This is a genomic window from Muricauda sp. SCSIO 65647 (assembly GCF_021534965.1).
GTDB lineage: Bacteria > Bacteroidota > Bacteroidia > Flavobacteriales > Flavobacteriaceae > Flagellimonas_A.
On record NZ_CP091037.1, the window covers coordinates 2842916 to 2855341 of the forward strand.

At 42.0% G+C, this 12426-nt stretch carries 12 protein-coding genes; 5 read left to right on the forward strand and 7 right to left on the reverse strand.

Annotated elements, in window-relative coordinates; all coding sequences use genetic code 11:
* Positions 1-12 precede the first annotated feature (12 nt).
* The 4 genes from L0P89_RS12715 to L0P89_RS12730 all read left to right on the forward strand — a co-directional run bounded on the left by L0P89_RS12715 (position 13) and on the right by L0P89_RS12730 (position 3454).
* Positions 13-651: an LON peptidase substrate-binding domain-containing protein gene (locus L0P89_RS12715; protein ID WP_235265471.1), complete on the forward strand. Its 639-nt coding sequence runs from the start codon at positions 13-15 to the stop codon at positions 649-651.
* Between the two features lie 120 nt (positions 652-771).
* A complete protein-coding gene (gene sucC, locus L0P89_RS12720) occupies positions 772-1965 on the forward strand; it encodes an ADP-forming succinate--CoA ligase subunit beta (protein WP_235265472.1) in 1194 nt (397 codons plus the stop codon).
* A gap of 540 nt (positions 1966-2505) precedes the next feature.
* The gene (locus tag L0P89_RS12725) at positions 2506-2907 is read left to right on the forward strand and encodes a TerB family tellurite resistance protein (RefSeq protein WP_235265473.1); all 402 of its coding nucleotides are present in this window, start codon (positions 2506-2508) and stop codon (positions 2905-2907) included.
* Between the two features lie 121 nt (positions 2908-3028).
* Positions 3029-3454, forward strand: a complete 426-nt coding sequence (locus L0P89_RS12730) for an Hsp20/alpha crystallin family protein (protein ID WP_235265474.1) — start codon at positions 3029-3031, stop codon at positions 3452-3454.
* A gap of 100 nt (positions 3455-3554) precedes the next feature.
* Here the strand turns inward: L0P89_RS12730 and uvrB are convergent, their stop codons facing one another.
* Genes uvrB through L0P89_RS12750 form a run of 4 tightly spaced genes read right to left on the reverse strand, consistent with a single transcriptional unit; the run spans position 3555 to position 9077 of the window.
* Complete coding sequence (gene uvrB / locus L0P89_RS12735) at positions 3555-5543, reverse strand: excinuclease ABC subunit UvrB (RefSeq protein WP_235265475.1); 1989 nt, start codon at positions 5541-5543, stop codon at positions 3555-3557.
* 43 nt (positions 5544-5586) lie between these two features.
* Positions 5587-7317, reverse strand: coding sequence for a T9SS type B sorting domain-containing protein (locus tag L0P89_RS12740; RefSeq protein WP_235265476.1), 1731 nt, complete (start codon positions 7315-7317; stop codon positions 5587-5589).
* Positions 7318-7343: 26 nt separating this feature from the next.
* Entirely contained in the window at positions 7344-8177 is an 834-nt protein-coding gene (locus L0P89_RS12745; protein ID WP_235265477.1) for an ABC transporter permease, read from the reverse strand.
* Positions 8178-8180: 3 nt separating this feature from the next.
* A complete protein-coding gene (locus L0P89_RS12750; RefSeq protein ID WP_235265478.1) occupies positions 8181-9077 on the reverse strand; it encodes an ABC transporter ATP-binding protein in 897 nt (298 codons plus the stop codon).
* Positions 9078-9152: 75 nt separating this feature from the next.
* Here L0P89_RS12750 and L0P89_RS12755 point away from each other — a divergent pair, with 75 nt between their 5' ends.
* Positions 9153-10229, forward strand: coding sequence for a hypothetical protein (locus tag L0P89_RS12755; protein ID WP_235265479.1), 1077 nt, complete (start codon positions 9153-9155; stop codon positions 10227-10229).
* 39 nt (positions 10230-10268) lie between these two features.
* Here L0P89_RS12755 and L0P89_RS12760 read toward each other — a convergent pair whose 3' ends face one another.
* The 3 genes from L0P89_RS12760 to L0P89_RS12770 all read right to left on the reverse strand — a co-directional run bounded on the left by L0P89_RS12760 (position 10269) and on the right by L0P89_RS12770 (position 12392).
* Complete coding sequence (locus L0P89_RS12760; protein ID WP_235265481.1) at positions 10269-10685, reverse strand: hypothetical protein; 417 nt, start codon at positions 10683-10685, stop codon at positions 10269-10271.
* Between the two features lie 29 nt (positions 10686-10714).
* Positions 10715-11773, reverse strand: coding sequence for a nucleoid-associated protein (locus L0P89_RS12765; RefSeq protein WP_235265483.1), 1059 nt, complete (start codon positions 11771-11773; stop codon positions 10715-10717).
* Between the two features lie 124 nt (positions 11774-11897).
* Complete coding sequence (locus L0P89_RS12770) at positions 11898-12392, reverse strand: plasmid pRiA4b ORF-3 family protein (RefSeq protein WP_235265484.1); 495 nt, start codon at positions 12390-12392, stop codon at positions 11898-11900.
* Positions 12393-12426 lie beyond the last annotated feature (34 nt).

Here is a 12426-nt window from a genome sequence, read left to right on the forward strand (position 1 = left end):
AAAAATTCTATAATGAAATTACCCCTGTTTCCCTTACAATCGGTTTTCTTTCCCGGTGAGACCGTTCCGCTGCATATTTTTGAAGAGCGTTATAAACAGCTCATCCGTGACTGTAGGGATGAGGCCATCACTTTCGGCATACCGGTATACGTTGACAATTCGATAGCCTATGGCACCGAAGTGCAACTGGTTGAGGTGGTGACCACCTATGATGGTGGTGAAATGGATGTGGTCTGTGTGGCCAGACAAGTTTTTAAGGTGTTGGCCTTTGAACATGAGATGGAAGGTAAATTATATGCGGGTGGTGAGGTAGAGTTTTTAGAATCGGTGAATGATGCCTCTGAAGAAGAACGTGCCGAGGTGATGGAGAAACTCGAAGAGTTATATGACCTAATGGGGGTTGAATTCCCAAAGACATCATCGAAAAAGTTCAATAGTTTTGCTTTTGCCCATAAGATGGGCCTGTCTTTTGAACAAGAATATGAACTTTTGCAACTGCCCCGTGAATCAGAACGTTTGGGTTATATCAAAGACCATCTTGATACCACTATTAAGATACTTGATCAAATAAATCGTACCAAGGCCTTGATCGATATGAACGGACATTTTAAAAATTTTGATCCTTTGGATTTTAAGGATTTAGAAGCTTAAAAGGGCTTTTGTGATTTCTATGTTTCGTTTACACAAGATCCACTTTCAAATCACCATTATAAATTATTAATTCTATACTTGGTTTCCTATTTTTGTGCCGGAAACAAATAAAGTACCGATATGAACCTTCATGAATATCAAGGAAAAGAGATTTTGGCCAGCTTTGGCGTTCGCGTGCAACGCGGTATTGTCGCACACAATGCCAAAGAAGCTGTTGATGCCGCCAAGCAATTGACGCAAGAAACCGGTACGGGCTGGCATGTGATCAAGGCACAGGTACACGCTGGTGGCCGTGGTAAGGGCGGTGGTGTCAAGTTGGCCAAAAACCTCAAAGAGGTAGAAGAGCTTGCCGGGAGTATCATCGGTATGAATTTAGTGACCCCACAGACTCCGCCCGAAGGCAAAAAAGTACACCAGGTTTTGGTGGCTGAAGATGTGTATTATCCGGGCCCGGGTGAGACAAGTGAATTTTATATGTCGGTCTTGTTGAACCGCTCAAGAGGGCGCAACATGATCATGTATTCTACCGAGGGGGGCATGGACATCGAGGAGGTCGCCGATAAGACCCCACATCTGATTTTCACCGAAGAAATCAATCCCGCTACTGGATTGTTGCCCTTCCAGGCCCGTAAGATAGCCTTCAACCTTGGGCTCTCAGGTACGGCCTTCAAAGAGATGGTCAAATTTGTTTCCGCACTGTATAAAGCATATGAACAGAGTGATGCCAATCTTTTTGAGATAAACCCGGTCTTGAAGACTTCTGACGATAAGATCATGGCCGTCGATGCCAAAGTGTCGATTGATGACAATGCGCTTTTCAGAAGAAAGCAATATGCAGAGATGCGCGACTTGCGTGAAGAGAATGCCATTGAGGTCGAAGCACGTGCTGTGGGTCTCAATTACGTAGATCTTGATGGTAATGTTGGCTGTATGGTCAATGGGGCCGGATTGGCCATGGCCACTATGGATTTGATCAAAATGGCCGGAGGCGAACCCGCCAACTTTTTAGATGTAGGTGGCACGGCTGATGCCAAAAGGGTAGAGGAAGCTTTTAGGATCATTTTGAAAGATGCCAATGTGAAGGCCATTCTTATCAATATCTTTGGGGGCATTGTTCGCTGTGACCGTGTGGCCCAAGGTGTGGTAGATGCCTATAAGAATATGGGCGACGCCATTCAGGTACCCATCATCGTTCGTCTGCAAGGCACCAATGCCGAACTGGCAAAAGAGATAATCGACAACTCAGGCCTAGCGGTACATTCGGCAGTTCAATTCAAGGAAGCTGCCGACAAGGTAAAAGAGGTGCTGGCGTAAATTTGCGCTAAAATCGAAAATTTCCAAAGAGGCTTATTGCCTCTTTTTTTATGTTTGATTTTAATGGGGCTGGTTTTTGAAATTTTCAGTGGTTGATCGTAACAGCGTTGAACGAACATAGTGATGTAACGGCTAGATACGTACAAGGGTGTTAAAATTCGATTTTAGTGTAACATTTTTACTTTCAGGGCGTCTTTTCAGTATATTCATCAATGCATCATCAATCTTAAGGCGAAATCATCATGAGCAAAATCAGTCTAGTTTTGGCGAGGGCCATGCTGCTTCTCTCAGGAAATGTTTTGGCTTCTGATAGCGATGTCAATGAACCAAAGAACCATCTATCCAGATTTTAAAAATATTTGAAGACAGTCAATGCCCAAAATGTGAAGAGGGCAAAATGTACACGGTTGTAGTGCGAATTGCCGCATAAAGACAGTGATTATTTGAATTAGTTGAGAAAATCCCGGGTCAATCCCGGGATTTTTTGTACACTAAACCTATGCACTTGACAGTTATTAATTAGATAAACCGAACAACGCCATGAGTACCTATGAAGAAAAATTGAGCATATTGTCAGAAATGATCGCTTTTGCCAGAGTAGATAACAAGCTTAAGCCATCTGAGTATAGTTTTCTGTTGCAGGTCGCTTCACGGTTGGGTGTTGAGAAAAATGTTCTTGAAGATCTGTTGAAGCGAAAAGCGAAAAAAAAGATATTAAAAAGCCAAGCCGCTAGAATTGTACAATTTCACCGATTGTTGCTGATGATGAACATCGACCAAGAACAGCATGAAGATGAAATTCGAAGACTTCATGAAATCGGCCTGTCCATGGGGCTGCCACCTTCTGCTGTGGCACAGGTGTTAGAGGTCATGCATCAATATCCTGATAAAATCATACCTCCAGAAGTATTGCTACGTATCTTCACGGCCCATTACAATTAATGACATAATGTCATAACAAAATCTTAAAAAACTGCCATAAGGGCAGTATATGTGTAATGGTATATCTTTTGTCTTATTCATGGTGAGCAAAACAAATGTTTAAAAACTAAAGTTTATAGTCATGAGTATAATCAGAAGAAACAACCTATTATTTCCATCATTGATGAACGAGTTCTTCAAACCTGATTGGTTTGGGGGCATGGAAAATTTTGAGAAGAATGTTCCTGCCGTGAACATCAAGGAGAACGAAAAAGATTTTGAGCTGGAATTTGCGATTCCGGGCATGAAGAGAGATGATTTCAACGTCGAGGTCGATGACAACATTTTGACCGTTTCATCTGAGGTCAAGAACGAGAAAGAAACCAAAGATAAAAACTATACCCGTAGGGAGTTTTCATATTCTTCTTTCAAACGTTCGTTTACGTTGCCAGAGACTGTTGATGAAGATAATATCAATGCATCATATGTGGACGGAATCTTGAGATTGGCACTTCCTAAAAAAGAGGAAGCTTTGCCAAAGCCAAAGCGTATGATCGAGATTGGATAAGACAGAACATTACGCCAACTAGTAGGTGTTTCATGATGGTTGGTTTGATTAGTTGGTTAGTTGATGAAAGTGCCGCCCAAAAGGGGCGGCACTTTCTTTTTCAGAACTGCTCCTGTAACATTTTGATTTCATCTCGAAGTTTGGCGGCTTCCATAAAGTTTAATTCCTTGGCTGCCTTTTCCATGGCCTTTCGTTTATCACGAATGAGTTTTTCACGCTGTTCTTTGGTGAGGTATTCCAAATCGGGTTCGGCGGCACGCAGTTCTTCTTTTTCAAAGTGGTAGGTCGATACAGAGTTCTTTGCCAAGGCATTGTCCAAGCTTTTTTTCAATGCTTTTGGCACAATGTTATGTTCGGTATTGTATGCTGTTTGTTTTTCACGGCGGTAATTGGTCTCATCAATGGTCTTTTGCATGCTATCGGTAACAGTGTCAGCATACATAATGGCCTTGCCATTCAGGTTTCGGGCGGCACGGCCCACTGTCTGTATCAATGAGCGGTTACTGCGTAGAAAGCCCTCTTTGTCGGCATCTAAAATGGCAACCAATGAGACTTCGGGCAAATCAAGTCCCTCGCGCAATAGATTGACCCCAATAAGTACATCGAATAGCCCTTTGCGCAAATCTTGCATAATCTCAACGCGTTCCAAAGTATCCACATCGCTGTGTATGTAACGGCACCGTACATCGATTCGGGCCAAATATTTGGTCAGCTCTTCAGCCATTCGTTTGGTGAGGGTCGTTACCAAGACCCTTTCATCCAACTCGACCCGCTTTTGTATTTCTTCGACCAAGTCATCGATTTGATTCAAACTGGGCTTAACCTCGATTTCGGGATCCAACAGACCCGTGGGCCTGATTACCTGTTCGACATAAACTCCTTGGCTCAGTTGCAGTTCATAATCGGCAGGGGTGGCACTGACATAGATGACCTGATTTTGCAAGGCTTCAAATTCTTCAAACTTCAAGGGTCGGTTGTCCAAGGCAGCAGGTAAACGAAAACCATATTCCACTAAATTTTCTTTGCGGGAACGGTCGCCGCCATACATGGCATGTACTTGCGGAACCGTAACGTGGCTCTCATCGATGACCATTAGATAATCTTTTGGAAAATAGTCCAACAAGCAAAAAGGTCGTGTGCCAGGTTCACGCCCATCTAGATACCTTGAGTAGTTTTCGATACCAGAGCAGTAGCCGAGTTCACGAATCATCTCTAAATCAAAATTGGTGCGTTCTTCTAACCGTTTGGCTTCCAAGGGTCTCCCAATTTCCTTGAAATAGTCGACCTGCTTCACCAAATCATCCTGTATCTGGTGGATGGCGTTTTGGAGTATGTCTGGGGAGGTCACGAACATATTGGCCGGATAGATATTCAGGTACTCATAGACTTCGATGACATTGTTGTTGAAAGGGTCGAGCGCCTCGATCTCTTCAATTTCATCCCCAAAGAAATGTATACGAAAGGCATGGTCTGCATATCCTGGAAACACATCTACCACGTCACCTTTCACCCTAAAATTTCCATTCCTAAAATCCGCGGTGGTACGTGAATACAGGCTTTGCACCAACTGATGCAAAAACTTGGTTCTTGAAATGACCTGATCTTTATGTATGGAGATGACATTTTTCTGAAACTCCATCGGGTTACCGATTCCGTACAGACAAGAGACAGAGGCGACGACCAAGACATCCCTTCGTCCTGATAGCAGCGATGAGGTCGTACTCAACCGCATTTTCTCAATATCCTCATTGATCGAAAGGTCTTTTTCTATGTATGTGCCACTTGTGGGTATATAGGCTTCGGGTTGGTAGTAATCGTAGTACGAAACAAAATACTCAATGGCGTTCTCTGGAAAGAATTGCTTGAACTCAGAATACAATTGTGCTGCCAGGGTCTTGTTGTGGGCCAGAACCAATGTTGGCCGTTGCACTTGCTCAATAACATTGGCCACCGTAAATGTCTTGCCAGAACCCGTTACGCCCAAAAGTGTCTGGTGCTCTTCGCTTGCTTCAATGCCCTCGACCAATTGCTTAATCGCATCTGGTTGGTCACCGGTAGGCTTGAAATCTGAAATTACCTTAAACTTCATTGTTTAAAGTTACAATCTGTATACGCAAGGAAAAAGAAATTGTCTAGCGTTTTAAAGAAAAATGTCCTTTGACTTCTCTATTACTCTCATCAATGGCCTGGAACCAGTAATCTGATGAGGGTAAGTCCCTGCCGTTCAAAGTGCCATCCCACCCTTGCGAACTTTGGTCTATTTCTGCCAAGAAAACCCCAAAACGATCAAAAATACGGATACTGGTCAATACAATATTCTGGCCTTCTGGTTGCACAAACTGCCAAAAGTCGTTGATGCCGTCACCGTTTGGTGAAAAGAATTTGGGGAAACCCTCGACCGTCAAATCTTGTTCAAAGCTTTCTTCTGTGATACCACAACCATTTTTGTCCCTAACGTAAACGGTATGATTGCCCCATGGGATATTATTGAACACATTGCTGTCTTGGTAGGGGCCGTCGATATTGTCTATGGCATATTCATAATCACCATTTCCAGAAGCGATTACCTCTACCCTTAGGCCAAGAGCTGAATCGCTTATGTCAAGACGGTCTATGGTAGCAGCTTCTGAAGAGACCACTTCAAAATCGACCAGGGTCGCACATTCAATAACATCGCCAGGTTGTGTGACAAAATCATAGACCTCGAGCTGAAATTGACCTGCTTCGCTTACCGTAAGGTCCCTATCTTCTGATAACAATGATGAATTGCCCAATTGATCAATACCGAACCAGCGATAGCCATCTGCAATGATGGGGGCCGTAAGCACCAAGGGTTCTTCATTTTCACAAAAGGAAAATACTGAAGGAAATTCAAATTCAGGGTGCAAATCGACAAATTCACCAGTAGCTACATCAAGATAGGGGCCGCATCCCAAAAGGGTCGAGAAAGTTTCTTGCCCACAGCCGATCGCTGCACCACTCTCATTAAAAGGGGTTATGGTAATAAAAAAAAGGGTGTTCGGGGTAAAATTGATGACGAAGGTCGCATTTGATATGAAAGTGGCATTATCAAGAATATCGGCCCCGTTGGGGGTTGTGCCAATGGTCACGTAATAGCCCGTGGCATTAGGTACTGGTACCCATTCGATAAAAGGAGTCAAGGGTACGTTGATCGCACCGTTCAACGGATTTACAAGATTGGTACAATCAGGCAAAGGGGCCACCTCTCTTGTGGTGAAGCTTATTTCATCGCAATTGTTGGCTGGTCCATTCTCGTTATAGGGAATAACCCTGACATAAAATGTGGTTTCGGGCGTAAATTCGAAAGGTGGATTAAAGCTCAGTACGTTGCCCACATCGCCATCAAATAAGTCATTTAGGCCAGGTGCAGTGCCGATAGTGATTCGGTAGCCCGTAGCGGTTGGCGCATAACTCCATCTAATATTGGTAAATACACTTACGCCGGTATCACCGTCTTCAATATTTGTTATAGGTGTACAATCGGGTGCGGTAGTAACATCTTCCGTCCTAAAGCTTTCTGTTGCACACACAATATTTGATTGATTGAAAAAGAAGAGCGTAATGGTCACATAAATTTGGGAATTTTCCGGAAGCCCCAATGGAGGTTGAAAAGTGGCATTGCTGCCCACCCCCTGTTCATTGACTATATCCCTGCCGCCAGGGGTCGTACCAATAGATATGAAGTAAGAGGGTACCCCCTCTATGGCATTCCACGACAGGGTCACATCGACCGGTACATCAATATCGCCATCCCTTGGGCTTATCAGATTTGGACAAGCTTGGCCCGATGCTTCAAAGAATATCAAAAGCGATATTGAAAAAAACAGCAATTTTTTTAACATACGACATCCTCAGACATCGTAAGATACTATAAATCACGCTTTTTCAAAAGGGCGTAAGACAAATAGATGAAAATAACCGTCCAAGCGATAACGATCAAGAATTCGTGCCAATGGACATAATAGTTCAGTTCTATAGATTCTCCGACCTGATCGGCTACCGTCTGTACAGCTTCTAAACGGGTAAAGGGCTCTTTGATCAAATTGAACATGGATTGAAGCGGAAAAAAGCCCATGACGGTTTCGGTGGTCGGTCCGTCAAACACTTTCCAGCGAAGAAGGCCCCTAATAATGCCCTCAGATATCTGCCAAAGAATCAAAAACCCCAATGCGAATGCAGAGCGCTTGATCAGAATGCCCAGAAATAGACAAAAGGAGAAAAAACCGACCAGTTTGACAAAGAACGCGAGCAAAAATTCCAAATCAGAAAAAATTATGGAAAGCTCATTGTAATCAGAATAGATTATGCCCAATATCATGGAAACCACAAAGACGAACAATGTAGAAATTGCCGCAAATGAAAGTACCGTCAAAAATTTAGACCAAATGAACTCTTTCTTTGACAGCCCGTCAATCAGGTTTTGTTTGATGGTTTTATTGCTGTACTCATTGGCCATCATCGAAACAATGACTATGGCCAAAAACAGTTTGAAAAAGGCCGTGACAAACGTATTGAAATGCCAGATATAGGGAAAATTAAAAATGCCGATTTCAGCCAGATGGAACTTTACTGGGCCAATATCAAATTTTATTGCTGCAATTAGGGCAATGGAGGTCAAAATGATGAAGTAGGAAATAATCAAGACCTTACTGATCCTATTGTTCCAAAGCTTGATAAATTCTATTTGTAAGAGTCGTACCATGGCCTAGTTGTTTTTTGTCAAGGTGAGGAACTGTTCTTCCAGGCTTTCCCGACGTTTCACCAAATGAGAAAGTACGATGCCCTTTTCGTACAACATCTTGTTCAATTCTTCAGCGTTCATTTCTTCCTTTAAATATGCGGTCAGCGTACCGTTTTCTGCTAAAATCTTGCCGAAACTGGCATGGCTTTCCAGTAAGTTTTGCAATTCTTGCATAGCCGTTGTTCTCAATTCAAAGAACCCATGGCTGGCCAGCATGCTGTCCACAGGGCCTGAATATAATTTTTCCCCTTTTCTAAGAATGACCACATGGGTGCATACCTTTTCGACTTCGTCCAATAGGTGTGAAGCCAAAAGGATCGTCGTGCCCTGCGTGGCAATTTTTTTGATGATTTCCCTTATTTGGTGTATGCCCGCCGGGTCCAGTCCGTTGGTGGGCTCATCCAAAATCAATATTTCCGGGTCGTTCAAGAGGGCCGAAGCGATGGCCAGACGTTGCTTCATACCCAAAGAATAGGTCTTGAACTTGCTGTCACGCCTTTCCCACAAACCGACCAACTCTAGTTTTTCCTGAATCTTATTCTTAGAGACTTCTTTGATCTTGCAGACCAGTTCCAAATTTTTGATTGCCGACATGTACGGATAAAAATTTGGACGTTCGATGATGGCACCCACCTTTTTGAGCGCTTCATGGGTAGAGATGTTGCCATCGAACCAACCGAATTCGCCGCTGGTGCGATTGACGACATTCAAAATGATGCCGAGCGTGGTCGATTTGCCGCTACCGTTAGGGCCCAAGATGCCATATACGTTACCCTTTTCAATCGAAAAGGAAAGGTCTTTTACGGCTGTCAAATAGCCAAATTTCTTGGTCAGGTTCTTTACAGTTAAGATGGTTTCCAAAATTGGAGCTCTTTTTCAGGTTGTTTTATAGTAACTTGACGAAAAATATCAAAATTTGTTACAAAAGAAGCAAGAATGTCTGGTGAGAAATTGATGTCAAAGAAAAAACCGGCCTTTCCGGTCAAAAAAAGGCTGGACAATTATCTGGACCGTTATAGCCGAAAAATTGAGATACCTATTTTTTATGAAGATTTACTTCGGTTTTCTGGCTCAGTGGTGGTCTACGATAATGATGGGGAAGATACACTTTGGATTCGGGTCTATTATTCTGATTTTGAAAGGGAGGAAATCGATCTTAGTTTGAAGAGGGTATATTCTATTCTCCATTCTGATGGAAGCGAAAAGATTTTAGAGTATCTCAACGTTGATGCGGTCGACTACTGCACATTTGGCAACTCAAAACCCTTTCGCATTAAGGTGCGCAACATCCTCAATGACAACTACACCTATTTTTATGTCAAAAAAACGGATGCCTCAAGAATCTATGGCCTCGAGCTTGAGCATATACTTTCGCCCTATAACCTGAACTTTTTGGTTTATAAAGACACCCTTATCGAAGAGCATATTGCTGGTATACCCGGTGATGTCTTCATCAAAGATTTTTTGCCATCGTGTACAGAGATGGAGAAATCACAGTTGGCCAAAGAGTTTGTGAAGTTCAATGAGCGTTGCATGATTCGGCTATTGGGCGATATGCGTTCATACAATTACGTAATCATGCCCGTGCATGACTTTGACCATGTTGTGTACCGCATTCGTGCCATTGATTTTGACCAGCAATGTTTCGAAGGAAACCTGAAGGTGTACCGCCCCCAGTTTTTTAAGGAAAACTTTCAAATGGTCGAACTCGTACGAACCAAGCTGCAAATACATTCTGTAGATCAGTATAAAATTGAGGAAAGGTCCATTATAGCCAAACGAATCTTAAGTTCTGAAAAACGCGTCAGAAGATTGGTAAATGCCGCGAAAACCGATAAGATATCGCTGCCCGAACATATAAAGACCCTAAGATTACAGATCTATGACCTCACCCATGACATGCATTTTAAAAAATGTGAGACTATGGGACAAATTTTAGATCTCGCCCTTGATTTCGTGAGACGAAACTATGAGAATGTCAGCATGCGACAGATTATTGATAAGAAGTTTTGATTTGTTGGGCGCTGGACGCTAGACGCTAGACGCTAGACGCTAGATGTTAGACGTTAGGTGTTTGCTCAGGGATGTTCTTAAATGTTGTCTTGTCAATGAATATGTGCTTGATTTTTTGTCAATGTAATCTAACATGACAATGGTGTTGGCCGCTATTTTGTTTTTTTGGGAAAGTCTAAATGCTCTATCCCTTTTCAATACTTCACAGACCAATTCCACAAGTTTTTCAATATGTGACAGATGTAGTTCTTTTAGTTTTTCTTCAAATGTTTCTTGGTCAAGTATATAGAGGTCATTGAGAGAGAAATTCAATTCTTCTTTCAGTTCCTTTTCCAACTGATCGTATTCAGGTCTGAAGTTTTCATCATTTAAACCTGCCACCCTTCTCAGTAAGGTTTTAAGAAAAAGGGTCATTCTCTCTATTTCTCGTTGTAGATAGTCCTTTTCTTGTTGCATTTTCTTTTTTGGTCTACATCTGAGGTTTTCTAACTCTTTTGCTCTTTGTTGAAATATACCAGATAATAGTACATCTGCCGTTCTTCGTCCCAGCCCTTTTCGACAAATTTTTCTGCAGATTCAGGGTTGATGAAATCCATTTTAATTTGGATGTTGGTGTCGAGGTTGATAACATTCTTTATTTTCTTGCGGGTATCTGAGACCGCTTTGTTGGCGATATCAAAACTAGAAACGTCTTCAATGCTGTATTTGGGACCTTTTTCGACCTTATAGTGCTTAAATTCGGGTATCAGTTCGGGGTTGTCCATCACCTCATTCAAGAAATGGGTTTCTTCAAAATTGTCATTTTTGGCAAAATGGTTTACGGCCCGGTTCATAAAGAGCACTTCTTGTTGTTTGTCTTCGGCGGGCAAGACCACATCTTTTGCAAAATTTTGACAGAACTTCAAATAGTTCTTGGTGTAGAAATTCTCATCTGCAAGGGGGATCAATCCCAAGAAATCTTCCAACCAATATTTGGTATCGTAGCGGTTGCTATCTACTGAAAGCACTTTGAAACCTTCTTCTTTTTTGGTATTGAAGATAAGACAGCCTTTATCCAGTTTATTTATATTGATACCCTGTTTGATAAGGATTTCGAGGTTATCATCCTGTTCTTCAAATTGCAAAAAATCGTGTTTCAATTCGCTTTTGAAAATTCCAACGGCATCGACTTTCCCATTATCCATGACAAGGTTTGAAAAGTACACGACATACACCTCACCACTTTTGATATGTGGATGGTCAGATTCAGCGTAAAGCTGTTTCGCAATTTTTCTTGAGACCCCATGTATTTTGGTAGGCGTCGAGAATATTTCAACTGCCGCGGCATACATCTCATTGAACGTTAAATCGGCTTCATGAAAGAAACGATAGTAATTCTCTTCTTTTTCACGAAAGGGCTTAAAAAAATATTCTTTTAAAAGGCCGGTCACTTCATCGTTCAGAGTGTACGGCTCTTTCGATAAGAACAGTGCTTCATTTTTATGCTTATTGCCTACACGGTGCAATGATAGGCTCTCGATTTGGGCAGAAAATAGGTTGAGCATTGTTTTGTTAAAGGTTAAAGGTTAAAGGTTAAAGGTTAAAGGTTAAAGGTTAAAGGTTAAGGGTTAATGGTTAATGGTTAATAGTTAAAGGATATTGGTTAAAGGTTGAATTGGCTTTGGAATATTAATTCCAATTTTCATCAAAGTCAAAATCGTCGTAATTATCGAGTGTTTCATCAATATCGAAATCTGAATCTGACTTGAACTCTTTTTCTGGAGGGGCGTCTGGCAATTCGCCAAAACTGAAAAGTAGATTGGGATAAGCTTGTCCATCTATTTTATCGACTATGTCGGCCAATTCAACAAAGAACGTCCACATGCTCAGATAGTCGTAAACGTAGATCAACTTGGGTGATGCTTCTGTCAGAACGTCTTCTAAAAGTGTTTCGCTCATCAAACGGGCACCATTGCCCGATTCACCCATGTCGAATAAAGCGATTTCCTCATTTTGGTTCCACTCATCATCACAGGTATAAAAAGAGGCCATTTCATTTCCCATAAATCCGAAAGACTGTGTGATGGTGTTATGAAATTCTTCCAACGAGCTGGATTGTTCGACTTCAATATCCCTGAACACGTCTTCGTCGGCATCCAATATAATTCTGATTTTATAGATCATTCAAATGTTTTTTGATCATTTGCAAAGGTACAAT